The organism is Methanosarcina barkeri MS (assembly GCF_000970025.1).
Taxonomy (GTDB): domain Archaea; phylum Halobacteriota; class Methanosarcinia; order Methanosarcinales; family Methanosarcinaceae; genus Methanosarcina; species Methanosarcina barkeri.
Window position 1 is genome coordinate 1,151,651 of sequence record NZ_CP009528.1, and the last position, 25,424, is coordinate 1,177,074.

21 protein-coding genes, 1 tRNA gene and 1 pseudogene are annotated in these 25,424 nt (G+C 42.8%); 18 read left to right on the forward strand and 5 right to left on the reverse strand.

Annotation, left to right across the window (positions count from 1 at the left end; all coding sequences use genetic code 11):
• Positions 1 to 433: 433 nt before the first annotated feature.
• Positions 434 to 3,106 carry a DUF3656 domain-containing U32 family peptidase gene (locus tag MSBRM_RS04735; protein ID WP_048154839.1) on the reverse strand — a complete coding sequence of 891 codons (2,673 nt, stop codon included), beginning with the start codon at positions 3,104 to 3,106 and terminating at the stop codon, positions 434 to 436.
• Positions 3,107 to 4,167: 1,061 nt separating this feature from the next.
• Here MSBRM_RS04735 and MSBRM_RS04740 point away from each other — a divergent pair.
• From MSBRM_RS04740 to MSBRM_RS19190, 17 genes and pseudogenes are all read left to right on the forward strand, one after another.
• Positions 4,168 to 4,425 (forward strand): hypothetical protein, encoded by a 258-nt coding sequence (locus MSBRM_RS04740; RefSeq protein WP_048119399.1) that lies wholly within the window; start codon positions 4,168 to 4,170, stop codon positions 4,423 to 4,425.
• Complete coding sequence (locus tag MSBRM_RS21075; protein ID WP_230629253.1) at positions 4,419 to 4,580, forward strand: hypothetical protein; 162 nt, start codon at positions 4,419 to 4,421, stop codon at positions 4,578 to 4,580. Before MSBRM_RS04740 ends, MSBRM_RS21075 begins: the two co-directional genes overlap by 7 nt.
• A gap of 12 nt (positions 4,581 to 4,592) precedes the next feature.
• The gene (locus MSBRM_RS04745) at positions 4,593 to 5,927 is read left to right on the forward strand and encodes an MATE family efflux transporter (protein ID WP_255361893.1); all 1,335 of its coding nucleotides are present in this window, start codon (positions 4,593 to 4,595) and stop codon (positions 5,925 to 5,927) included.
• Between the two features lie 1,500 nt (positions 5,928 to 7,427).
• Positions 7,428 to 7,504 (forward strand) — tRNA-Lys (locus MSBRM_RS04750).
• Positions 7,505 to 7,593: 89 nt separating this feature from the next.
• The gene (locus MSBRM_RS04755) at positions 7,594 to 7,830 is read left to right on the forward strand and encodes a DNA-directed RNA polymerase subunit H (protein ID WP_048123125.1); all 237 of its coding nucleotides are present in this window, start codon (positions 7,594 to 7,596) and stop codon (positions 7,828 to 7,830) included.
• A gap of 211 nt (positions 7,831 to 8,041) precedes the next feature.
• On the forward strand, positions 8,042 to 9,637 hold the full coding sequence (locus MSBRM_RS04760) for a DNA-directed RNA polymerase subunit B'' (RefSeq protein ID WP_048154842.1): 1,596 nt from the start codon (positions 8,042 to 8,044) through the stop codon (positions 9,635 to 9,637).
• Positions 9,638 to 9,651: 14 nt separating this feature from the next.
• Positions 9,652 to 11,466 carry a DNA-directed RNA polymerase subunit B gene (gene rpoB / locus MSBRM_RS04765; protein WP_048119393.1) on the forward strand — a complete coding sequence of 605 codons (1,815 nt, stop codon included), beginning with the start codon at positions 9,652 to 9,654 and terminating at the stop codon, positions 11,464 to 11,466.
• Between the two features lie 12 nt (positions 11,467 to 11,478).
• Positions 11,479 to 14,121: a DNA-directed RNA polymerase subunit A' gene (locus MSBRM_RS04770; protein WP_048154844.1), complete on the forward strand. Its 2,643-nt coding sequence runs from the start codon at positions 11,479 to 11,481 to the stop codon at positions 14,119 to 14,121.
• A gap of 29 nt (positions 14,122 to 14,150) precedes the next feature.
• Positions 14,151 to 15,353: a DNA-directed RNA polymerase subunit A'' gene (gene rpoA2, locus MSBRM_RS04775; RefSeq protein ID WP_394298325.1), complete on the forward strand. Its 1,203-nt coding sequence runs from the start codon at positions 14,151 to 14,153 to the stop codon at positions 15,351 to 15,353.
• Positions 15,354 to 15,611: 258 nt separating this feature from the next.
• A complete protein-coding gene (locus tag MSBRM_RS04780; protein WP_080941517.1) occupies positions 15,612 to 15,908 on the forward strand; it encodes a 50S ribosomal protein L30e in 297 nt (98 codons plus the stop codon).
• A 20-nt stretch (positions 15,909 to 15,928) separates the two neighbouring features.
• Positions 15,929 to 16,354, forward strand: a complete 426-nt coding sequence (locus MSBRM_RS04785) for a NusA-like transcription termination signal-binding factor (RefSeq protein WP_048119381.1) — start codon at positions 15,929 to 15,931, stop codon at positions 16,352 to 16,354.
• A 106-nt stretch (positions 16,355 to 16,460) separates the two neighbouring features.
• Positions 16,461 to 16,889 carry a 30S ribosomal protein S12 gene (locus MSBRM_RS04790; RefSeq protein ID WP_048119378.1) on the forward strand — a complete coding sequence of 143 codons (429 nt, stop codon included), beginning with the start codon at positions 16,461 to 16,463 and terminating at the stop codon, positions 16,887 to 16,889.
• Positions 16,886 to 17,452, forward strand: coding sequence for a 30S ribosomal protein S7 (locus tag MSBRM_RS04795; protein ID WP_048119376.1), 567 nt, complete (start codon positions 16,886 to 16,888; stop codon positions 17,450 to 17,452). Before MSBRM_RS04790 ends, MSBRM_RS04795 begins: the two co-directional genes overlap by 4 nt.
• 68 nt (positions 17,453 to 17,520) lie before the next feature.
• A complete protein-coding gene (locus MSBRM_RS04800) occupies positions 17,521 to 19,713 on the forward strand; it encodes an elongation factor EF-2 (RefSeq protein ID WP_048119372.1) in 2,193 nt (730 codons plus the stop codon).
• 342 nt (positions 19,714 to 20,055) lie between these two features.
• The gene (gene tuf / locus MSBRM_RS04805) at positions 20,056 to 21,324 is read left to right on the forward strand and encodes a translation elongation factor EF-1 subunit alpha (protein WP_048119370.1); all 1,269 of its coding nucleotides are present in this window, start codon (positions 20,056 to 20,058) and stop codon (positions 21,322 to 21,324) included.
• Between the two features lie 36 nt (positions 21,325 to 21,360).
• The gene (gene rpsJ / locus MSBRM_RS04810) at positions 21,361 to 21,669 is read left to right on the forward strand and encodes a 30S ribosomal protein S10 (protein ID WP_011021276.1); all 309 of its coding nucleotides are present in this window, start codon (positions 21,361 to 21,363) and stop codon (positions 21,667 to 21,669) included.
• Between the two features lie 388 nt (positions 21,670 to 22,057).
• Positions 22,058 to 22,204: pseudogene (locus tag MSBRM_RS19190) on the forward strand (transposase); the annotation flags it as partial.
• Here the strand turns inward: MSBRM_RS19190 and MSBRM_RS18715 are convergent.
• The 4 genes from MSBRM_RS18715 to MSBRM_RS04820 form a co-directional block, all read right to left on the reverse strand.
• Positions 22,173 to 22,478, reverse strand: a complete 306-nt coding sequence (locus MSBRM_RS18715) for a hypothetical protein (protein WP_052712700.1) — start codon at positions 22,476 to 22,478, stop codon at positions 22,173 to 22,175. The pseudogene MSBRM_RS19190 and the gene MSBRM_RS18715 overlap by 32 nt on opposite strands.
• 26 nt (positions 22,479 to 22,504) lie before the next feature.
• Positions 22,505 to 23,131, reverse strand: coding sequence for a hypothetical protein (locus MSBRM_RS04815; protein ID WP_052712701.1), 627 nt, complete (start codon positions 23,129 to 23,131; stop codon positions 22,505 to 22,507).
• A 227-nt stretch (positions 23,132 to 23,358) separates the two neighbouring features.
• Complete coding sequence (locus MSBRM_RS20045; protein WP_155400454.1) at positions 23,359 to 23,505, reverse strand: hypothetical protein; 147 nt, start codon at positions 23,503 to 23,505, stop codon at positions 23,359 to 23,361.
• Between the two features lie 379 nt (positions 23,506 to 23,884).
• Complete coding sequence (locus tag MSBRM_RS04820; RefSeq protein WP_048119364.1) at positions 23,885 to 24,619, reverse strand: class I SAM-dependent methyltransferase; 735 nt, start codon at positions 24,617 to 24,619, stop codon at positions 23,885 to 23,887.
• 418 nt (positions 24,620 to 25,037) lie between these two features.
• Between MSBRM_RS04820 and MSBRM_RS20050 the strand changes: the two genes are divergently transcribed.
• Positions 25,038 to 25,193 (forward strand): hypothetical protein, encoded by a 156-nt coding sequence (locus MSBRM_RS20050; RefSeq protein ID WP_155396485.1) that lies wholly within the window; start codon positions 25,038 to 25,040, stop codon positions 25,191 to 25,193.
• The last annotated feature ends 231 nt before the right edge of the window (positions 25,194 to 25,424 follow it).

Below are 25,424 nucleotides of genomic sequence, written 5' to 3' on the forward strand. Positions count from 1 at the left end.
GCAGTTGCAGGCTTTTAGGTAACTTTTAATTTTTTAAAAAGCTTCATACAAAGAATTTTAGGTTTTATACGGGTTTTAATAAATAGGTAACAGAGTTTCTTGCATTCACTTTTTCTTGCAATCGCTTTTGGCAGATAATTTGTTTTTAATACTTTTTTATTGCATTTTTGCTGAAGAATACATTCGGATCAGTTTCAAGTATTTAGTATTTGAATACCGTATCAAACAAAAAGACCTGAACTAAAAATATGTTTTAACTTAATCAGAACTTTTATAAAGTAGCCATTTTTCATTTTAGGACTTACTCTCTTGAGGAACAAAATCAATTACATTAGAGACTGTGGATTAAAGTCACGTTCTAGACAGTTAACGGTTTAATGCTGTTGATTCTTCAGTTCAACTACGTAAGTTCTATACTTAAAGGAGTTTTATCTTAAACTCCCTTAAAATAATGCCCTGTAGTATACTCAACCCCTCTTGCAGGTTTCAGCCTGTTTTCTTTTCCTGCAAGGGCTTCCTTGTATGCCTTTATTATCTCTTTTATCTCAGCCTGAGTATTGAATGAAAGATCAAGCCGAAGCACATCCACACCGTAATCTTTCAGGTTTTTGACATACTTCAGCATATCAAGCAATTTTGAGTTATAAATCAGGGTCCTGGTCCCCAGGCGCTTGACCGGAAATTCTGAACCTTCTTGGTCAACGAGAAGCACTTTGCTGCTTGTTCTTACAATTCTTCTGTCAACAAGAGGCTTTAAAAGATCATTTTCCGTAATAAGCATAAGTTCTCTGCCATAAACAAAAATTTCTGTCTGTCCTGAGACCTTGCAGGTTTGAAGGACCTCACAGATATTTTTTATCTCACTCAGGTTCAGTTCGCTTGAAAGAGTTGATCTGTACGCTCCTGCCTTGTAGAGAGTACTGGCCGTAAAAGCATTGAAAATATTGAACTCTTTTCCTGCAGTAAAAGGTATGGAAAGCTCTTTTGCAAGCTGTAAAGTCCCAAACTCAGAACAGGCTATCCCGAAGCCTGCATCTTTAATTTTTTCCAGCAGGGGTTTGAGTTTATCCAGTTCATAATCATGATTTATAAGAGGAACCCGAAAAACAATTTCGACCCTTTCGGCTTTCAAATCTTCAAGTTTTTCTGCATTTTCGGGTGCAGAAAGCTCTTCAAACTTCGAAACCGGAACATATATAATATCTGCACCGGCGAATGCAGCCTCAAAGAGAGAGGAACTTTCATTTACTTCAACACTAAGAAGGAGTCGCTTTGAAGCTGAATTTCTGCCCTGGGTTCTACTGAGAGTTTCACTGAGGGTTTCACTGAGGGTTTCACTGAGGGTTTCACTTAAGGTTTTGTTGAAGGTCTCATTGACAGCTGGAGTAAGTTCATCTTGATCACTCGCTTCACTGCTATGGATTTCAGAGTCACACAGGTAACTGTAATCCTCAAGACTCGGATGCTTTTGTTCTTTCTTATCTACACTGAGGATTTTTTCCAGCAGGAGGTCTGCTGCCGTTCTCCTTGCGTTTTTCAGCACTCCAACCGGAATAAAAATATTTTCATCAGCATCGATTTCAACCGAAGCAGCCTCAAAAGAAGTATCCCCAAGGCTTTCCATTGCTTTTCGTATCTTCTCTACTGTAGTTGGGGATTTTTCAGCTTCCTGGACGACGTAATCATCCGTGAATTCCACAAATGGAGCCTCATCTGTGGTCTTCCGGATCTCTCTGGGCTTTTCATTTTCTTCTCCAATCATAACCGTAAATCGCTCTCCTTTCATGGCTCTTACTTTCAGGCTTACAGGAAGCGTTTTCAGTTTTGTTCTTTGAAGGGTATCGAGGAGCCGTGTGTCTGTTGTGAGGTAGAGTTCATCACCTCTCTGGACTGCTCTTCCGGTCTTCGAGCTTATTTCAAGCCCTAATTTTTCACCTTTTTTCGCGCTTTTTATATGCTCGCCTGAAATCGTGACTATACCTATAACTGCCGAGCCGAGCATCCGCTCTCGCGTGAAAATACTTATACCGTCTTTTACCTGGATGTCCTGATTCAGCCGAACTGTAAGTTTCGTATTCCCTTTTGAGCGGGAAATATCAAGGACTTTTCCAAGGAACACCCCGTAGTTTGAACTGTATTTAGGGTGGGATACGCCTTTTTCTCCAAGTATGAAGCCTCTTGTAAAACCCCGGTAAAAGAGTTTTGCAAGTTCGGTTTCTCTTGCTTCAAGTTCCTCTTTTGTCGGATTATCTCCTGGACCGCAGATTCCTTGGACTGCAGCTTTATAGGCAGCGGCACTCGCAGTAACATACTCGGGCTTTTTCATCCGCCCTTCGATTTTAAGGCTTACAACTCCGGTTTTTACGATATCCTCAAGCCCTGTTATTGTGGAGAGTTCGGCACAGCTTATGGGATAACTGCCTCCGATATGCCTTTCGTCAACTTCCCTGCCATTTACCACGAATCTGTACTTGCGTCGGCAGGGCTGGGCACAGGCTCCTCGATTTGCACTCTTACCATGCAGGAAACTGCTGAAAAGACATTTGCCCGAATAGGAGTAGCAAAGAGCTCCGTGAACAAAAACCTCAATTTCCGCTTTTGAGTGATCCACTATGTCCTTTACCTCAGCCGCAGTAAGTTCCCTTGAGACTATAACTCTTTTTACTCCCATTCCTGCTACAAAATTAACTCCTCTTTTATTATGGATGGTCATCTGGGTACTTGCATGAATATCGAGGTCCGGATAGATTTCATTTAAAAGCCTGAGAAGCCCCAGATCCTGAAGAATAAGTGCATCGACTCCGGCTGCATATGCACAGTCTGCTATATCAAGCGCGTGCTGCAACTCTTTTTGCTTGATCGGTATATTGAGAGCCAGGTAAACAAGAACTCCGTGTGAGTGTGCCAGTTTCACAGCTTCGTCAAGATTCTCAAGAGTGAAATTCTTTGCACCCTGACGGGCGTTGAATTCGCCAACCCCGAGATAGACCGCGTCAGTTCCTCCTCGAATTGCGGCAAGAAGGGTTTCTTCGTCGCCTACGGGAGCCAGGACTTCAGGAGGAGTACAGGTATAATTAGGAGTACAGGTATAATTTTCAGTAGACATTTTTGATCAGTTTGTTCTTTCCAGCTGGAAGGTTTTGTAACTATGAAGAGAAAGCTATACAAACGGCTTACATGAAAAGCTTAGCAGAATGCAGGTAAATGAATAACGACGAATGAAGGTGAGTAACGGTGAGTAAAGGAATAAAGTTCAGTTTAAGACGTAAAGGTGCTTCTTGCATAAAAAATGGATGGGTAAGCCCTTGACTTTTATTGTAGAGCTGATCCCAAAACTCAAAATTGCTTCTCTGAATCCTGTATTCCGAACAATCAATCAAGTTTCTGATCATGAAAACAGTCCTGAAAATTCTTGATGATTCAGAACGAAATGGCTTTTGGGATAGGCTCGTAGAGAAAACTTATTGAAAAACTGAAAACCATAAACTTACCGTTGTCGTAAATCTGATCTTATTGTTATCGTAAATCGTATTTTCTTCAAATTATATGAATAAAAGCAGTAATATTCTTTCTGTGGTTGAAGATCCATTAAATTTGAAGAGGATACTGTAAATCATATTTATTTTGGATCTGTAGCTGTTCATTTCAGGCTTATTTTCGTTTATTTGCAAAGTTAATAGCTCTTGAGTAAATCTAATGTTTTTCCAGAGTTTTTAGTCAGAGCTGAACCGTTTTATTCATGCTTTTACCTTTAGACATATTAATGAGTGCTGTTGCCTAAAACGGAAATAGTTTATCTATTTAAATGCTTTTAAGACTTCAAATAAAATAACCTGTTAAAATAAAAAAGAATGCAAATCTATTTATAAATATAAATAATTTTTAATATATAAAATTTGCTTAAAATTAGCTGTGATCAGATAACTATCTGAAGCTGGTTTTACTTGCTTTGTTGCATGATTGCACAGGATTTTGGTTCGTTTGAATCCCCTTTTACTCTTTAAACGGTGAAGCTTCGTAAAACGAATGTGTGCTGCAGGAATGCGCACAAATTAAACCACAGATTATATGCAGTTACCAGTTCGACATAGACAGACTAATTAATTCTGCAACAGGGCAGCTATACTTGAATCTGCGTATTTTCAGAAGCTTCGTCCAGGATGAGTTATGACCTCATGCAAACTATTTGAGAGGACCGAATCTTATTATCTCGATCCTTCAAGAATAGGTAAAACTTTAAAAAGATATCAATCTCTAAAGAAACACAATACAACCTACTTCTCTTTGAACAGGTTCTTCCACCTGACAACGACAAAAAGAATCCCGGGATCTCAAAACCAGGCCTCTAAAAAGAAAGCACCAGAGTTTCAAAACCAGGCTTCTGAAAAGCTGGCTTTAATATTTAAGGAGGACCTGGAATGGTAAGTGGCGAAGAAACGATAAGTAACGAAGAAATGAAATCCGGGAACATAGTGAATCTATTCTTGAAATTTGCATTCCCGACCGTCGTTGGAGTTGTCATTGCCGGAATCCAGGAAATAATTGACGGCTTTTTTATAGGAAATGCTATAGGAAGCTAGGGACTTGCAGCAATTACTCTAGCCTATCCCGCTTATATGGTTATAATCGCTATTGGAGTAATTATCGGGATCGGTGCATCAAGTCTTGCGGCCTTCCAACTTGGAAAGGAGAACCTCAGCCGAGCTCTGGATATAGTACACAATGCTTTTTCCTTGTGTCTTCTTACAGGAGCAGTTTTTACTGTAATCGGGATGATCTTCTGTGAAACCTCAATCAGCATCCTTGGAGCCAGCGGGCCTGCTCTAGCTTTTGCTCGCGATTACCTAAGGATTATCTTCGCTGGTTCAGTCTTTATGATTCTTTCAGTTGCCCTTGAACCACTGGTCAGAAACGACGGAAACCCCAGACTCTGTATGAATATCATGATTGCAGGAGTAATTGTAAATTTCGTGCTTGATTACTTTTTTATCATGCGTATGGGCATGGGAATGACGGGTGCCGCTTTTGCCACAATAGTTTCCTTTGCTCTCCCGGCATTGCTGTTCATGAATTACCTTTTTGGCAGGGAGGCAAAACTGAAACTCCGGCTTAAAGCCATGAAGTTCAAACTCAGGATCCAGCTCCAGATTCTTAGAGCCGGCCTTCCGTCTTTCGTGATGCAGTTTTCACTAGCTCTCGTGCTCTTTGCATACAATTACATGCTGCTCAGTTACGGATCCGAGCTTGCGGTCTCAGCCTATGGCATTATAGGATATGTCCTTTCAATATTTTCTATGCTTTTTGAGGGAATAGCCCTGGGAGTGCAACCGATTATAGGTTTCAACTATGAAGCTGGCTATTATGAAAGAGTTTCGAAAACCCTGAAACTGACAATTCTTTCATGCATCCTTACAGGAGTTTTCGGATTTCTATTAATCTCCCTTTTTCCCGAAAAAGTTGTGCAGATCTTCAGCCAGGGAGACTCCGAACTTCTGGAAGTTACCCTTCGAGGAATGAATATTTTCATATTCTCTTTGCTCGTTGAAGGTACCGTGCTCCTCACTGCTATCTATTACCAGTCAATAAACCAAATCAGAGCAGCACTCTTTATATACCTTGGAAAGATTTTTGTTGTTCTTTTCCCTCTACTTTTTATCCTGCCGATCTTCTTCGGCCTGGATGGAGTCTGGGCTGCATCTCCGGCTACGGAATATATCATGATGCTGGTAGTTGTGGGAATGCTGTCGAAGGAATTCAAGTTTCTAAGGCATTATGCAAAAGAAGCAGAGCCCAGACAATCAGCAAGTACAAAAAAAGCACTGCAGTTAGTCAGAAACAGTGGAATAGCTGATGTTGAGGAAAATCCCAAATTTGCTACTTTCAGGCCTGCCGAAAAAAGAGATATGTCGCGAGAGCCTCTTCCCTGAAATCCAGAGTTTCTGAAATTTAACTTTTATGAAATTCAGATTTTATGAAATTCAGATTTTATGAAATTCAGATTTTATGAAATTCAGATTTTATGAAATTCAGAGTTTCTGAAATTTAACTTTTATGAAATTTAACTTTTAAGGCTGTGAACTACCTCTCTCTGAATTTTTCGCCTAAAGGTTTAGATTTGAGAGAAAAGTGGTTCGCTTTACTATTAGCCCCCTTGAAAAATGATTAGTTTTTTAAGGAATATTAAACCTTATTTGCCAAATATAATGTAGTGTCAGCCCTCCCCCAGTTAAGTTACATTCATTAAATGATCTATTTGCTGTTTAAATGATTTAAGTACTTTAATTGGTAAATTAAACGTTGATTTTTCCTTACTTTTAACATTGAATTTTGTATGGATAAAAATGACATCAGATGCCTTATTTATAAATAAATATAAATTGTAAACGAATAAAGTATTTATCTCAATTTTTTCTTGATTTAAAAGAGTATTATAGATTGTTTATCTAAAAAATTGATTTTTAGAGTGTACCTTAATTGGGGAAACTCTAAATGCATACCTATCATCTAAAATAAGCATTGTATGCCCTTAGATTTAGTACTGATTTGGAAGGACCCTATTTACTATTTAAGGAAAATCCATAATGCATGCGTGCTATGTGCATGGCAAGCTATGTGCATGACAATAAAGCATCTAAGCAAAGGAAGCATCTAAGTAAAGGATTTTAAAGATTTATTACAGGATGGACTCTGGATGAATCCATCCTAAAATTGGATTTGCTCTTCATTTTATTTATATTATAAAAATAGTATTTGTTATAAAATATGGAACATTGGAGTTTAGGATATTGTTATAGAGCTGATCCCAAAACTCAAAATGATTTTTCTGAATCCCAGATCTACAATAAGTAATAGATTTTCTGATCACGAAAATAATTTTGAAATTTTACTAATTTGAGGATAAAATTAGTTTTGGGATGGACTTATAAAATATAGGAACATTGGAGTTTAGGATATATCTGGATACATTCTTTAAAAACGTTTAAATATAAAATGTTTAAATTTAGAAATTTTAAATTTCAGGAATTCGGATTTGACTTTGATATTAGTACTTTATTTTTGGAGAGGGTGACTATCGGGAAATCGAGACATTATTAAGAATCGGGGCAAATGTCTCAAGTTACCCGTAAATAAGAGAAATAAATTGAATTCTTGGCCTTACTTTTTAAAAATTGAAAATTCTCGTACATATATTTTTCCAGCAAAACTGGAAAAAATTTGGTTGAAATTCACCACAAAAAAAATAATTTTAGCTTAAATATACAGGAATTGTGAAAGAAAATATCTCTTCACCATAAACTATTTATAGAATAGCTGGAATTAGAGGGTTGCACTGGTGTGATAGGTGCTCCCTGAAGCAGCGGGGCAGCAGTGGTAGCATGAAAAAATATCCAGGTGCAAAAAAGTAAAGTGGAATTATATACGCAAATGGGCCCGTAGCTCAGTCAGGCAGAGCGTCTGGCTTTTAACCAGACGGCCTAGGGTTCAAATCCCTACGGGCCCGCCATGTTCTTTATTATACCCGGTGGAAAGGCCATCCACGGGAAAAATCGGTCTGACAAATTTTTTGAATACTTTATTTTTGGAGGAAAGGATTTGACAAAATTCAGCCTGCTCGACCATGAGTCGGTCCCTAAACATGAAATCATGCCTGAAGGCGAGTTAAAGTCTGTTTTAAGCAAGTATTCTATTGAAAAGGAGCAACTTCCGAAAATCAAAGTGAACGATCCTGTTTGTAAAGAAATAGGTGCTGTTGTCGGAGACGTAGTGAAAATCACAAGAAAAAGTCAAACTGCAGGGGAGGCAGATTACTATAGACTTGTGATCGATTAAGCGGAGGGGAGTAAACCGCTTGTATGATCAAATTTTCTTTACGGAATGCCTTTTTGAATCCCATGCACCATCGTATGGCAAAACTCAACAGTTGCACACCGATCCAAGGATCAGAATCTCTTGATTTTCATTTTAATAAAGCAAAGAGGGTGCTATCATCGCGTTAGAAACAAGTATACTGTCGCAGGCTTATTTTACACGGGACAAGATAGTGCAGCACCATATAGACTCGTTTAACAAGTTTATAGATTACGGGCTGCAAAAAATCATAGATGAACAGAGAACAATAGAAACCGATATCGAGGATACCTACCTTAAACTTGGAAAAATCAGGGTAGAACATCCTGTGGTAAAGGAAGCCGACGGGGCAATCGAAAAACTTTATCCCAACGAGGCAAGGCTCAGAAACCTTTCATACTCAGGTCCTCTCTACCTCGAAATGAGCGTGGTAAAAGAAGGAGTTGAGTCTGAAGTAATGGAAGCAAAAATAGGACAGCTTCCTATCATGGTCAAATCCAAGATCTGTAACCTTCCAGGACTTAGTGAATCCGAAAAAGTCCGCTATGGTGAAGATCCCCTTGACCCTGGGGGATATTTCATTATTGGCGGTACCGAAAGGGTGGTTATGACCCTGGAAGACCTCGCCCCTAACAAGATTCTCGTAGAGTATGGGGAGAGGTATGGCGATACTATAGAGGTTGCAAAGGTTTTCTCACAGAAGCGCGGATACAGAGCCCTTGTAATCGTAGAAAGAGGAAGAAAATCCTTGCTCGAGGTTTCTTTTCCTTCTATCTCCGGAAGAGTATACTTCATTACTTTGATGAGAGCTCTTGGAATTGTAACTGATGAAGATATCGTAAATGCAGTTTCAAGTGATCCCGAAATTATCAAATTCATGCTGGAAAACCTCGAAGAAGCCGAAGTTGAAACCCAGGAAGAAGCAATCGAGAAAATCGGGGCCCGGGTCGCTGCAGGTCAGGCCAAGGAATACCAGATAAAAAGAGCAAACTATGTTATTGACAGGTACCTGTTCCCCCATCTTGGAAACGACATGAAAGACAGGCTTTCCAAGGCTCACTTCCTGGCAAGAATGGCTGAGTCCTGTTTCGAGCTGGCCCTTGGAAAGCGTTCGGAAGACGATAAAGACCACTATGCGAACAAAAGGCTGAAACTAGCTGGAGACCTGATGGAAGACCTCTTCAGGGTATCTTTCAACAGGCTTGCAAGAGACATAAAATACCAGCTCGAACGCGCAAACATGAGAAACAGGGAGTTGAATGTCGCAACAATAGTTAGAGCCGATGTGTTGACTGACCGGCTGCAGCATCCGCTGGCAACCGGAAACTGGGTTGGAGGAAGAACAGGTGTGTCTCAGCTCCTTGACAGAAATGACTATATTTCCACGCTTTCCCACCTGCGCCGGGTAATTTCGCCCCTTTCACGAGCCCAGCCTCACTTTGAGGCTCGAGACCTGCATGCAACCCAGTGGGGAAGGCTCTGTCCTTCGGAAACTCCTGAAGGTCCAAACTGTAGTCTGGTGAAAAACTTTGCCGAGATGGTCGAACTTTCAACAGGTATAGAAGACATCGACGGGATAAAGAAAATTCTCCACGACCTGAATGTTGAGCGTGCGGTTGTAAAGGTACCGGAACTCCCGGCCAAAATGAAAGAAACCTTACTTGATGAGTTCGGAGAAGAGATTGTTGAAGAATATGAAGAGCCTTCGGAAGGCGAAAGCAAATACAAAGATGATGAGTTTTACGATTACTCAGATTCGGATGATGGCGGATCAATGTTCGGTGATTAAGGGGTCGATGTCAGATGACTAAAGCAAAAGTATTCATAAACGGGGAGCTTGTCGGGACCCACGATAACCCTACGGAGCTTGTAGACGAGCTCAGAAAGATGAGGCGGCAGGGTTTCATATCCAGGCAGGTTAATGTCGCTCTTAACAGCAACACAAGAGAAGTAATTATAAACTCCGATATGGGCAGAGCAAGAAGGCCACTTATAGTTGTGGAGAACGGAGTTCCTAAGGTAACTGAAGAGCACATAGAGAAAATTAAAAATAAGGAAATCAATTTTGATGAACTGGTAAAAGAAGGCTGTATAGAGTATCTCGATGCCGAAGAAGAGGAAAATGCCTACATCGCACTTTACGAGGCTGATCTTACTCCAAAGCACACTCACATGGAGATTGATCCTGAACTTATTCTTGGAATCTCTACGGGAATGGTGCCTTATCCTGAACATAATGCATCTCCGCGTAATACCATGGGTGCAGCCATGATAAAACAGTGTATTGGGGTTGCAACCGCAAACCAGAAGCTCAGACCTGATACCCGGGCCCATGTCCTTCACTACCCTCAGAGAGCAATGACCAGAACTAGGACCTCGGAAGCAATAGGTTTTGATGATAGACCTGCAGGCCAAAACTTCGTGGTCGCAATCCTGTCCTATGAAGGGTATAACATTGAAGACGCCCTGATTTTCAATAGGGGTTCAATTGAAAGAGGTCTCGGGAGAAGTCACTTTCTCAGAACTTTCGAAGGAGAAGAACGAAGGTATCCGGGTGGACAGGAAGACAAGTTTGAGATTCCTGACTCCGAATACCGCGGAGCGCGCAGTGCAGAAGCCTATGCAAACCTGGATACAGACGGGCTTGTAAATCCCGAAACCCCGGTTGGTCCCAATGATGTACTTATCGGAAAAACCAGTCCACCAAGGTTCCTTGAAGAACCGTCAGACTTCGGGATTGCAATGGAGCAGAGAAGAGAAAGCTCGATCACAATGCGGTCAAATGAAACCGGAATTGTTGACACGGTCATCCTGACCGAATCCATTAACGGAACCAGGCTTGCTAAAGTAAAGGTAAGAGACGAAAGGATTCCTGACATAGGGGACAAATTCGCTTCAAGGCACGGGCAAAAAGGAGTTATTGGCCTGAAAGTCCCTATTGCAGATATGCCGTTTACGGAATCCGGCATGACTCCTGACCTGATGATTAACCCACATGCAATTCCTTCCCGTATGACTGTAGGCCACGTCCTGGAAATGATTGGTGGAAAGGTAGGTTCCATGGAAGGCAGACGAGTTGATGCAACAGCTTTCTCAGGAGAGAAAGAAGAAGACCTCAGAGAAGCCCTGAAAAAGCACGGGTTTGCTCACACCGGAAAAGAGGTTTTCTACGACGGAGCTACCGGCAAGATGATCCCTGCAGATGTCTTTGTTGGGGTTATTCTCTACCAGAAACTGCACCACATGGTCACTTCGAAGATGCACGCACGGTCTCGTGGGCCTGTACAGGTGCTTACCCGCCAGCCAACCGAAGGTCGAGCCAGAGAAGGTGGTCTCAGATTCGGAGAAATGGAACGTGATGTGCTGGTAGGCCACGGGGCTGCCATGTCGCTAAAAGAGAGGCTGCTCGACGAGTCAGATAAGGTTGTTGAACTTGTCTGCTCTCACTGTGGAATGATTGCAACGTATGACAAGCAGCGAAATGTCGCTTTCTGCTCAACCTGTGGGGCTGACACGGATATATATCCTGTGGAGATGAGCTATGCATTCAAGCTGCTGCTGGACGAAATCAAATCTCTGGGAGTTGCGCCCAGGCTTAAACTTGAAGACGCGGTATGAGGTGAGACAGATATGGCAAATGTACCTCCAATTCCGAAAAGAATTTCTTCTATTAAATTCGGCTTACTGTCTCCAAAAGAGATCCGTAAAATGAGTTCAACCCCGATCATCACAGCCGACACTTACGACGATGACGGATTTCCAATTGACATGGGGCTTATGGACACAAGACTCGGAGTTATTGACCCTGGGCTTCGCTGCAAAACCTGTTCAGGGCGAGCAGGCGAATGCCCCGGACACTTCGGACATATCGAACTTGTCGCCCCGGTAGTCCATGTTGGCTTCAATAAAGTAATCCGAAAACTTCTCAGGGCAACCTGCAGGAAATGCAGCAGGCTCCTGCTTGACCCTGCACAGAAACAGCATTATCTGGACCAGCTTGTCGGCATTGAGGAAATCGGACATATGCCTGATGACCTGATTAACGAGGCTTATAAGGAGGCCAGTAAAGTAAAGACCTGCCCTTACTGCAATGAGGAACAGCTGGAAATTAAATTCGAAAAACCCACTGAATATCTCGAAAACGGGGAGAAGCTGACCCCTACCGAGATAAGGGACCGTTTTGAGAATATCCCTGATGAAGATATCCGGGTTATCGGGATGGACCCGAAGAATGCAAGGCCTGAATGGATGATCCTTACAGTCCTGCCTGTACCTCCTGTTACAGTTCGTCCTTCGATTACCCTTGAATCCGGGCAGCGCAGTGAAGATGACCTGACCCATAAACTCGTAGATATTATCAGAATTAACCAGCGCTTCCAGGAAAACAGGGAAGCTGGCGCCCCTCAGCTCATTATTGAGGACCTCTGGGAACTTCTTCAGTATCACGTTACAACCTTTTTTGACAATTCTGTCTCAGGGATACCTCCTGCAAGGCACAGGTCAGGCAGGCCCTTAAAGACTCTTTCCCAGCGTTTAAAAGGTAAGGAAGGTCGTTTCAGAGGAAGCTTATCGGGTAAACGTGTTAACTTCTCGGCACGTACAGTAATTTCTCCTGACCCAAACCTGAGCATTAATGAGGTAGGGGTTCCTATGCCCATTGCACGGATCCTTACAATGCCCCTGGTGGTAACACAAAGGAATATAGAACAGCTCAAAATTTACGTGCGTAATGGGGAGGATATACACCCAGGAGCAAACTATGTACTCCGCCCTGACGGCAGGCGTATAAAAGTTACAAGTGTAAACAAAGACGACCTTGCCGAAAAGCTGGAGTTCGGATGGACAGTTGAACGCCAGTTAAAAGATGGAGACATTGTACTCTTTAACAGGCAGCCGTCTCTGCACAAGATGAGTATTATGGCTCATTCTGTGAAGGTGCTTCCGAATAAGACTTTCAGGCTGAATCCTGCTGTATGTCCTCCATATAACGCTGACTTTGATGGGGACGAGATGAACATGCACGCCCTTCAGACCGAAGAGTCCAGGGCTGAGGCAAAGATCCTGATGCAGGTTCAGGAGAACATTCTTTCCCCGCGTTTTGGCGGTCCTATTATAGGCGGGATTCATGACCACATTTCAGGGCTTTTCCTGCTGACACGTTTTGAGAATCATATCCCTAAAAATGATGCTTACGATATGCTCCGGAAGAGCGATATCCGAGAGTTGCCTTCCCCTGCAGGTTACGATCCAGATGGAAAGCCCTACTGGACAGGAAAACAGATCTTCAGCCAGATCCTGCCTAAAAACCTTAATACACAGTTTGCAGCCCAGGTCTGCTCACACTGTGACGTCTGCAAGAAAGAGGAGTGTCCGAACGATGCCTATGTGGTAATCCGGGACGGAGAACTCATTAAAGGAACGATAGACGAGGCAGCCATTGGAGCTTTCAAAGGAAAGATTCAGGACCGCATTATCAAGGAAATAGGCCCTGAAGCCGGAGCTCGTTTCATAGATAATATGACCATGCTTGCAGTTAGGGCTATTATGCGGACAGGCTTGAGTTTCGGAATCGCTGATGAAGATATTCCGAAAGAAGCCAGGATCCAGATCAATGAAGTCCTCGGCAAAGCTGAAGATGCTGTGCAGAACCTCATCAAGTCTTACCAGAATAAGGAACTTGAACCTCTTCCTGGAAGGACCCTTGATGAGACAATTGAAATGAGCATCATGCAGAAGCTCGGAAAGGCCAGAGACGAGACCGGTAACATAGCAGACAGCCATATGGGACTTGAAAACCCGGCAGTTATTATGGCCCGTTCAGGGGCAAGAGGTTCCATCCTGAACCTTACTCAGATGGCGGCCTGTGTTGGTCAGCAGGCAGTGCGTGGTGAACGTATCCGCAGAGGGTATGCAGGCAGGACATTACCTCATTTCCAGAAGGGGGATCTTGGTTCGGACGCCCATGGTTTCGTAAAGGCAAGCTACAAAAGCGGGCTTAACCCGACTGAATATTTCTTCCATGCAATTGGTGGTAGGGAAGGTCTTGTGGACACTGCAGTCAGGACATCACAATCAGGGTACCTGCAGAGAAGGCTTGTCAATGCGCTCCAGGACTTGGAGGTCCAGTATGACCTTACAGTCAGGGATACCAGAGGTGTGCTCGTGCAGTTTAAGTATGGAGAAGATGGGATTAACCCCACAAAAAGCGATTTCAGCAAACCCGATACAATCCACAGAATTGTCAATTCCGTAGTAAACCGGGAGGTGGCCTGATGAGTATCAGTGAAAGTACAATCGATAGTATGATAAAGGATCTGCCCCTCCCTTCGAATATCCTTAATACTCTAAGAGAGGATGTCATCAAAGCCGGAGTAAGTAAGAAGGAAATGGAAGAGATTGTAGAACAGGTAATGGAAGAGTATCATACCTCATGCATTGAGCCCTGTGACGCTGCCGGTGTGGTTGCAGCTCAGTCCATAGGGGAGCCGGGTACCCAGATGACAATGCGTACCTTCCACTACGCTGGTGTGGCCGAGATTAACGTTACTCTCGGTCTGCCCCGTCTTATAGAAATTGTGGATGCTCGAAAAATTCCGAGTACTCCTATGATGACAATTGCCCTTTCTAAAGAGAATCCTGAAGATTATGCTTACGACAGGGAAAAGACAAGAGCTCTTGCCTGGGAGATTGAAGCAACGAAAATTGACCATATCGCTGATGTGACCACTGATCTTTCCCAGATGAAATTGATAATTGACCTGCATGAGAAGGCGATGGAAGGCAGGAATATTACTATAGATCAGGTAAAAGAAAAGTTCAATGAAGAATTGAACGTAATGGTTACCATTTCCCCGGATATAGATAACCAGATTATCATTGCTCCGGGAGAGCCTTCTTACAGGGAGCTTCTCCAGCTTGCAAAAAGTATCCACAATGTCACCCTTAAAGGGATAGAAGGAATCAAACGTGTGGTAGTCCGCAAGGAAGGAGAAGAATACACACTATATACCGAAGGTTCGGCCCTGCGTGAAGTGCTTCAGTTCGATGGTGTGGACAAGACAAGAACAAGTACAAATAATATTAACGAAATTTATGAAGTGCTTGGAGTCGAAGCTGCAAGGAATGCGATTATTAAAGAAGCGACAGACACCCTGCGCGAACAGGGTCTTACTGTGGATATCCGGCATATTATGCTCGTGGCCGATCTCATGACCTGTGATGGGGAAGTAAAACAGATCGGAAGGCATGGAATTTCAGGTGAAAAGGCAAGTGTCTTTGCCCGTGCAGCTTTCGAAGTTACGGTAAATCATCTGCTGGATGCAGGGATGCGTGGGGATGTGGATCAGCTCCAGGGGGTCACGGAAAATATTATCGTTGGCCAGCCTATCCGTATGGGTACGGGAGACGTGCATCTTATAACCAGAAGAAGAGAGGAAATCGAAGAAGCAGTAAAAGCTGCAGAAGCAGCAGAAGCAGTAAAAGCTGCAGAAGCAGCAGAAGAGTGAAAGGTTTCAGGGCAAAAAACTTGAAACTCAACCTATAATTATTTAAATTCGTAGCCTGATAGAAGACCACTTCAGATCAGGTATATATTACCTTTACGAAACTTGGAAAATCCTGATGCAGAAACTCGAGTCTGCTAGGCTCATAACCAGAAAATAAATATAAGGCATCAGGTATTTAGAGTACCATATATTCACCGAGCTTGGAAAATCTTTATTAGGAAAGAGATAGAGTAGACGAGCTCATTTGAGACAGAGTTGATGAAAATGAAGATCAATGTTGATAAATCTCTTATCAAGGCTGTGAAAACAGGAAATGTAATAGTTGGAGCCAAACGGACCGTGGATGCAGCTAAAGATGGTTCTGCAAAAATGGTGGTCCTGGCATCAAACTGCCCCGAAGAAATTAAAACGAAAGTTCAGGCAACAAATGTCCCTGTCCTGGAATACGAAGGTACAAGTGTGGAACTCGGGCCCATATGTGGTAAGCCCTTTACGATTGCAGCCATGGCAATCCTCGATGTAGGAGAATCCGATATTCTGGCTGCTACAGTTTAATAGAAGGAGTTGGCAACGTCTTGGGTGAAATAAGACTTACTGCAGAAAGCATCCAGTACATTGCGTTATTTGAAAATATGACAAGAGCTAAAATCCTCGACTGTATCCCTGAAGAGGAAAGGCTCGTATATGTCGTAAAACAGGGTGATATGGGACTTGCTATAGGCAGAAATGGGGAGAATATAAACCGTGTTAAAAAGGCTCTGGACAAACCAATAGAACTTGTGGAATATTCAGATGAACCTGTCACCTTCCTGAAGAACGCCTTCGGACCTGTGTCCGTGAGTTCGGTAAACATTATAACCAAAAATGGCAAGCGATTAGCTTATGTAGAGGTACCCAATAAAGAGAAGGGGCTTGCCATAGGCCGCAATGGGAAAAATATAGAAAAAGTAAAGATGCTTGCCCGTCGCCATCATAATATAGAAGATGTGATCCTGCAGTAATCTAACTTAATTTACATTGATCCATTAATCCGGCGTTGAAGGACAATCTGGCATCCTGTATGCCTCTAGAAAACTGAGATCAATTTTTAATTTGGAGAAATTAACAATGGCTAAAGGAAAATATGCAGCTAATATTCTCAAACAGACTAGGAAAAATGCCCGCTGGAAAGATACATCCTACGGCAGGCGAGTTCTTGGACTGAACGTGAAAGCCGATCCGCTAGGCGGTGCACCGCAGGGTCGAGGTATTGTGTTAGAAAAGGTAGGAGTTGAAGCAAAGCAGCCAAACTCAGCTATCCGAAAGTGCGTAAGAATCCAGCTCATTAAAAACGGGCGTCAGGTAACTGCTTTCTGTCCAGGAGACGGCGCAGTGAATTTCATTGATGAACACGATGAAGTGACCGTGGAAAGGATCGGAGGCCGTATGGGTGGTGCTATGGGTGATATTCCGGGTGTACGCTTCAAAGTAACTGCCGTAAACAATGTGTCCCTGAACCAGATGGTCATTGGCAGATTGGAAAAACCCAGGAGATGATTTTCTTGAAGATATTCGGCAAATGGGACCCGGCTGAAGTTGAAGTCCGAGACCTAGGAATTAAGCGCTATGTCAGTCTCACTCCTGTTATTGTTCCTCATAGCAGTGGAAAACATGCCAGGCAGCAATTTAACAAATCAGATATTTCGATTGTGGAACGTCTGGCAAATAACCTGATGAGGACCGAGGTAAACACAGGAAAGAAGCAGAAGACTCTCCGCGCCGTTGAAGAAGCTTTCGACATCGTGAACAAGAAAACTAAGCAGAACCCTATCCAAGTGCTTGTGGATGCTATTGCTAATGCAGGCCCCAGGGAAGAAGTAGTAAGGCTGAAGTACGGCGGAATCTCCGTGCCAAAAGCAGTAGACACCGCACCCCAGAGACGTGTGGACACAGCTCTGCGCTATATCAGTATGGGAACCAACAACGCATCCTTCAAATCCAAACGCTCGGTTGCGGAATGTCTGGCAACCGAATTAATAGGCGCTGCAAACCGTGACACGAAGTCCTTCGCTATCAACAGGAAGGATGCAAAGGAAAGAGTAGCAAAGGCAGCACGTTAATTGCTTATGCGGGTTGCCTCGATATAAGAAATTTAAATCTAGATTACATTTGTTTAAAAGGTATTAGCATGGGACGAAGGAAGAAGATGGTCGAGCGCGTAACTACGCTCATGAGTGAACCGACAAAGATCAGAAATATCGGGATCGTTGCGCACATCGACCACGGAAAAACTACATTATCGGACAACCTATTAGCCGGTGCCGGCATGATTTCGAAGGAACTTGCAGGCAGACAGTTATTCATGGATTCCGACGAAGAGGAACAGGAAAGAGGTATCACTATCGATTCCTCTAACGTTTCCATGGTTCACAATTTTGATAATGAAGACTACCTGATTAACCTGATCGATACCCCAGGACACGTTGACTTTGGTGGGGACGTCACTCGTGCCATGAGAGCTGTGGACGGAGCTGTTGTTGTCGTGGACGCAGTTGAAGGTACAATGCCCCAGACCGAAACTGTGCTGAGGCAGGCACTCAGGGAACATGTCAGACCTGTACTTTTCGTTAACAAGGTCGACAGGCTAATCAACGAGCTCCAGGTTGATTCCCAGGAAATGCAGATCCGTCTTGGAAAAGTCATTGATCACGTGAACAAGCTCATCAAGAACATGAACCCTGAAAAATACAAGGAAGGTTGGAGAGTCGATGCTGCAGCCGGAACTGTTGCTTTTGGGTCAGCTCTTTATAACTGGGCAATCAGTGTGCCCATGATGAAGAAAACAGGGGTCTCTTTTAGGGATGTATATGATTACTGTAAGGCTGGAGACATGAAGTCCCTGGCAGAAAAGTGTCCTCTGCACGAAGCTGTTCTTGATATGGTTATTCACTTCCTGCCAAATCCTCTTGAAGCCCAGAAGGACAGAGTAAAGGTAATCTGGCATGGAGACGAGAACTCTGAAATCGGAACTTCAATGACCCATGCAAATGCAGACGGAGACCTTGCCTTCATGGTAACTGACATTTCAGTTGACCCACACGCAGGTGAAGTTGCAACAGGAAGGCTATTCAGCGGTTCTTTCAGCCGTGGTATGGAGGTCTTTACCTCAGGAACTGCAAAGAAAAGCAGAGTTCAGCAGGTCAGTATCTTCATGGGTCCGGAAAGGCTTGAAGTGGACAAGATTCCTGCAGGAAACATTGCTGCAGTTACCGGTTTAAAAGATGCAATCGTAGGGTCCACAGTAACGACCCTTGAGGGCATGGAGCCTTTCGAAAGCATCAGGCACGTGAGTGAACCTGTAGTGACTGTGGCGGTAGAAGCAAAGCATACCAAAGACCTGCCCAAATTAATCGAAGTACTCAGACAGGTTGCAAAGGAAGACCCGACTCTTCAGATCACTCTTGATGAGGAAACCGGGGAACACCTGATGGCAGGTATGGGAGAACTTCACCTTGAGGTTATTGCCCACAGGATCGAAAGGGACAAGAATGTGGAAATTACCACAAGCAAGCCAATTGTCGTTTATAGGGAAACCATTAAGAAGAAGATCGAACCTGTAGAAGGAAAGTCTCCAAACAGGCATAACAGGTTCTATATCTATGTGGAACCCCTTGATCTTGAGATTGTCAGTGCTATCAAAGCCGGCGATATCCATATGAATCTGCCCGAGCTTGAACGCAGGCAGAAACTCATCGATCTCGGAATGAATAAAGAAGAAGCAAAAGGCATTGTCGGGATCTTCAATTCCAATATCTTCATTGATATGACCAAAGGTATCCAGTACCTGAACGAGACAATGGAACTCATACTTGATGGGTTTGAGGAAGTCATGCGTGCAGGTCCGCTCACAAGGGAACCTGTAGCAAACGTGAAATGTGTGCTTGTAGATGCAAAGCTTCACGAAGACGCAATTCACAGAGGTCCGGCTCAGGTTATTCCAGCTTCAAGGCAGGCAATTCAGGCAGGCATGCTTATGGCAGATGACACTCTGCTCGAACCTTATCAGAAGGTTTTTGTTCAGGTGCCCCAGCTTTTAATGGGTGGTGCAACAAAGGAACTTCAGGGCCGCCGTGGAATTATCCTTAACATGAGTACGGAAGGAGACCTGGCAATTATTGAGGCCAGAGTGCCTGTAGCTGAGATGTTTGGATTTGCAGGTGAGATCAGGTCTGCAACTGAAGGACGTGCTATGTGGAGCACCGAATTCGGAGGCTTTGATATTGTGCCTACCAGCATTCAGAATGACATTGTAGGCCAGATTAGAGAAAGGAAGGGCTTGAAGAAAGAATTGCCCAAGGCTTCTGACTTCCTTTCAATGTAAGCGGAATCTCTTCCGCTTTTCCTTAATATTACCTATCCTCAGACAGGATAGACAAGAGCACCCGGACCGATCTGGAAGGGAAGAGCATCCCTATCGGTTCGGGAATACGGCCAATCGGAAAACTTTAAAATAAGGTATGCCTATATTGGGAAAAGCAGTCCAGACTACTGGAAATATATAAAGTGGCGGTTCACGAAGGTATCCAAAAAAGGAAAACTGACAATATTGATCGGATAAAAGAATATAGAAAAGATGAGCCAATATTGAGATCCGCCCTAATCTTAATATAGTAAATATTTGATATACGAATGAAACTCATCCATAATTACAGGAGATTATAATATGGCATCTGATAAACCGCACATGAACTTAGCAGTGATTGGTCACATTGACCACGGAAAATCAACATTTGTAGGACGCTTAATGTACGAAGCAGGAGCTGTACCTGCACACGTTATCGAGAAGTATAAGGAAGAAGCAAAGCAGAAGGGCAAGGAATCCTTCGCCTTCGCATGGGTTATGGACTCTCTTAAGGAAGAGCGTGAAAGAGGTATCACAATTGACATCGCTCACAAGAGATTTGACACAGATAAGTTCTACTTCACAGTAGTAGACTGTCCAGGCCACCGTGACTTCGTAAAGAACATGATCACAGGTGCTTCCCAGGCTGACGCCGCTGTCCTTGTTGTTGCAGCTCCTGACGGTGTAATGGCCCAGACTAAGGAACACATTTTCCTTTCCAGAACTCTTGGTATCAACCAGCTTATTGTTGCAGTCAACAAGATGGATGCAGTTGAATACAGCGAGAAGAGATACAAGGAAGTTGTCGAGCAGGTCTCCGGTATCCTTAAGATGATCGGGTTCAAGCCAAGTGATATTCCATTTGTCCCAACCTCTGCATTCTACGGCGACAATGTTGTAAATCACAGTGAAAAGACCCCCTGGTATAAGGGAGTAACTATGATGGAAGCTCTTAACAACCTCAAAGTGCCAGAAAAACCATCCACCCTTCCTCTCAGGATCCCTGTGGAAGATGCATACACAATTTCCGGTATCGGAACCGTGCCTGTAGGCAGAGTCGAAACCGGTACCATGAAGAAGGGCGACAAGGTAGTCTTCATGCCAGGCGGAGCATCCGGTGAAGTTAAGTCCATTGAGATGCACCATGAAGAAATTCCACAGGCCCTTCCAGGAGACAACATTGGCTGGAACGTTCGTGGTATCGGCAAGGCCGATGTCCGCAGAGGAGACGTTTGTGGCCATACTGACAACCCACCAAAAGTAGCTGATACGTTTGTAGGACAGATTGTCGTTCTGCAGCACCCATCCGCAATCACTGCCGGATACACTCCTGTTTTCCACGCCCACACTTCCCAGATCGCATGCCAGCTGATCGAGCTTAACAAGAAGCTGGACCCGAAGACCGGGCAGGTAAAGGAAGAAAACCCGACCTTCCTTAAGGCCGGAGATGCAGCAGTCGTTACCATCAAACCAACAAAGCCGATGGTTATCGAGCCAGTAAAAGAAATTCCACAGCTCGGCAGGTTCGCTATCCGTGATATGGGTATGACAATTGCCGCCGGCATGTGTATGAGTGTTAAACAGAAGTAACACTCTCCTTTTTCATTTTTTAAGGAGAAAAAAGGTATGCAGAAAGCTAGAATAAGATTGTCAGGCATCAGTCCCAAAGATCTGGACGGAGTCTGCAATCAGGTAAAATCCATTGCTGAAAGAACAGGAGTTAACATTTCAGGGCCTGTTCCGCTTCCCACAAAGAAGCTTGTAGTTCCCACAAGAAAAAGCCCGAGCGGAGATGGAACTGCAACCTGGGACCACTGGGAGATGCGTGTACACAAGCGTCTCATCGATATCGCAGCCGATGAAAGGGCACTTCGCCAGCTCATGAGAATCCAGGTTCCTAAAGATATCAATATTGAAATCGTACTCGAAGGATAAACGAGAAATAGAGACAGGCTACAGAAATCTTCTGTACCCGGTCTTGCAAACCTCTTTTCCACTTCTTTACTTTAGAATAGATTATTTTCCTCAGTATAAATTTATGAGGAATCTGCCGGCGGCCGTCAACTCAGACGCCCTCTCCGCCAGCGTTTCTGCAAATTTTATCTTCTTGTAAATCTGATCTTGCTTAAATATGGGTTTGCAGATATTTTCCTTAATGGCATCTTTTTTTACTCATTTTTCCTTATTTTACCTTTTTTCCCTTATTCCTCTTTTTCTTTATTTTCATTCGAACACCCCGCTAGCTTGCTGCGGGGATGGAAAACTTCCCCGAGAACCATTGTTAAATAACTACCTTATATTTTTAGCTACATTTGTACTGTAAATGAAACTCAGACATGCAAACCATTGTGTCTATAGAATAAAATACCACATGGTTTTTTGTATGAAATATCGGAAAAAACTTCTTTTAGATGCTGAAATCATTAGTTTTTTGAAAACTATACACTTTGGAATTGGTGAAAAATACTGTTGATCTCGTTTCGAGAACTGTCGTAGATTAGCTTTTTTTCGATAGGCACGGAATCGGCAGACATCAAAGAAATCTGCTTTGCCTGGTTATTTTTCAGAGTTGCCGGGTTTTCGAGGGTATAAAGATGATATTCAAAAAGAGCTTCTTCGGAAAAGGGCGTCTGCGATGCCGCTTCACCAGCCACGGCTTTTTCTTCAGTACGCAGAGTCGCGGGCTGAGAAACACGGTTTATCTGACCTGAAACGAGTTTCAATACTGCGTTTTCAAAGGTCATTCCTGCCCTATTGTCACAATATTAACTCATCCTCGAAGGTCAGCTTCGGTATTCTCCGCATTACTCATCAGGACATAAGCCGCTTTCCAGCTTATACCGCTCGTCAGGTAGGAAATCATAAGTTTACGGGTTCCAGATACAGGAGAATAAATCTGCCATATCAGTGCAGGCTTTATCGAAAGTCCTGATGAATCTGCAAGCTCGATTTTTGAAAAAGCCTCAAGTACCACAACTTTTTTTGCTTTAGTCTCAAGGACAACGCTATTTCCTGTATGGCTCAACAGTATACCGGTGTACGTTTCGCCGTTTCTGTTAGTTACATTAACTTCTCTGCCAAGGTATTTCTCAAGCAGGTTCGAACTGCTTAAAAGATCGTATTCATAGTTTTGCTCAAGTAAAACAGTGTCCTTATTTTCAGGATCTTTGATTATAACAGAGCCGGGATCAATTCTGGAAGTAATATCCGTGTATTTAACCTGATTGACCCCATTATCGAGGTTGATTTCTCGCCTTTCTTTCACAAGGGCAATCCCCTGCTCATAAATAGTTAGCTCAAGATCCTTACCGGCTTCGATCTTTCCTGCTTCAATACTTCCTGCTTCAACATTTCCAGAAGCCAGAATACCCGATGGAGATGCAGCTGGAATTTCCACAGAGATTACTTAATTTGACCCGACTGGATTCTTTTCGCTGCCGGACAGATTTGCCTGAGCAATGCTTTCTGGATTTGGAGACATATAAGCTGAAAAAAGTAATGCAAGCCCAATAAGCACTGTAATGATCCATAAAAAGTATTTCCCCACTCTCATGTATAATTAATTAGGGCCTGATTTATATATACATAATTTTTGTGTTCTTTTAGATATTGAACTGTGGGTTTTTAATTTCCTGCTGGATGTCGGACTAACAATGCAAGAATAAGGCACAATATCGTCGGAATAATCAACAGAAACATTGTATCAGAAAGCGACCCAATCAGATCAGCAGTCCATTCGATAACCGCGGCTCCTATTCCTCCAGCACCCATACAAAGCCCGAGAATAAAGCCTGATGCGAAAGCGACGTTTTTTGGAGGAGTTCCTGCGTCATTGTAACCGATGTCACATCGCAGAAACAGATAAAAACAGTTGCATTAATGGTAATCCCTTCCTGGATGCATGTAATTCTTTTGATATATTATCTCGATAAATTAGACAATTGCCTGGGTATATAAAAGAATAGCTAAAGTATAACTTACAGTAAATTTTTTGTTTACTTTCCTGGAAATTGAGATTCGGGTCTTCGTGGTTTCGTGCGGATGACAATCTTCAGATTAAACAGGGTGAGTGATAAAGCTCTCTGTAGATATTTAAGGCCTTAAGTCCACAACTTGAGTACACAAAACTACGAAGAATAAAAAAGATTAATCAAGTCTGGCTTCTTTTCTTTGCAAGAACCATATGTGGAGGCTGGATATAACCTGCTTCATGACCAGACGGATCATTCCGTTCCAAAAACGCATCATAATCTTTCAAAAATCTCCATGAAACGGCCTCAAACCCATGAGATTGTGCAAGGGCAGTTATCCTCTCAGGTGTATTGTTTTTTGCAAGGGGCAGATTCGGCTTAACACCAGAATACAATTCATTAAACTTTTCATAACGACTGCTTTTCTTCTCTGTCCCATCAGGGTTCTGGAACCACAAACCATCAACTATCATCATAAGGCCACCGTCTTTTAAAAGCCGGCAACACTCACTCATAAACTTATCCGGTTGAGGCAGAGTCCAGAGAAGATACTTGCTCAAAACGAAATCATACTCTCCGTCATTTAGAGGAATTTCTTCTGCATCTCCCTGTACTAACGAAACATCTACACCTTTTTCTTTTGCATTTTCTGCTGCTTTTTCAAGCATATTTTCTGACAAATCAACACCGGTTACATCATGTCCCATTGTGGCAAGAGATATTGCAAGAAGCCCAGTACCTGTTCCAACTTCTACTGCACGGATTTTTTTGTCCGTTAGCAGAATTTCAGAAAAAACAGATTTCCAAATTTCCATTTCCTCATCCATACATTTGGCATATTCTGTGTGATAATCAGAACTCCTGTAGTCCCAGTATTCTAAGATTTTATCTTTCATTTCTAATATTTCATTCATTTTCTATCCCTCAAATAAAATTGGCATTAAACTGTCTCTATCAGAACAACATGTTATTCAGAGCGAAAAAGTTTGTAACAGAATTGATTGGGATTAACGGCATCTCATCCTGAATAACTGCTGAACCTCGTCATAAAGTGACTTTGTCATAAAGTGCGTAACGATAGTTGATATTCTGAAAGCTGATGACAGTCCGTGATTTTGGTATCTTTTTTAATAAAATTACATCTGCATAGTAATAATAAAACACTAATTGATATTACTCTTTATAAAGATTGTGCATTTAAATCATCATAATTAACAATAAATTATTAACTATACTCTTTATTTCATAATCTAAATAATATATTTAACTACTAATTTATATCCCGATTATGTATGGGATTCTAAATAGTAGGAATGAACACAGGTGGTTTAAATGGCGGATGCCACCTTAAAAAAGAGATCAGAAATTACTGGGATGAAGGAACCTGGAATTATGACTGTTTACGTAAACCATGGAATGAAGATCGAGGGTGAAAGAGAGTTCTGGAAAGAAGCTTTTTCCATCAAACTGCCTAAAAATCTTGCCTAAAAGACCTATAGATGTTCTGGATGTTGATGCGGAACCGGTACAATGGGATTAGTTCTTCTGAGATGGAACATCGTGTCGGGACACCGTGTCAAGGAAATTGATTCTTCAGAAAATATAAAGAGTATTGGGCGAGAAAAGGCAAAATATCCGGGCTTTCAGTGACATTTGAAATAGGAAATTCTGAACAAAATCACCGATACGGTTTACTGGACCGTTTCTATTTCAAAAAAC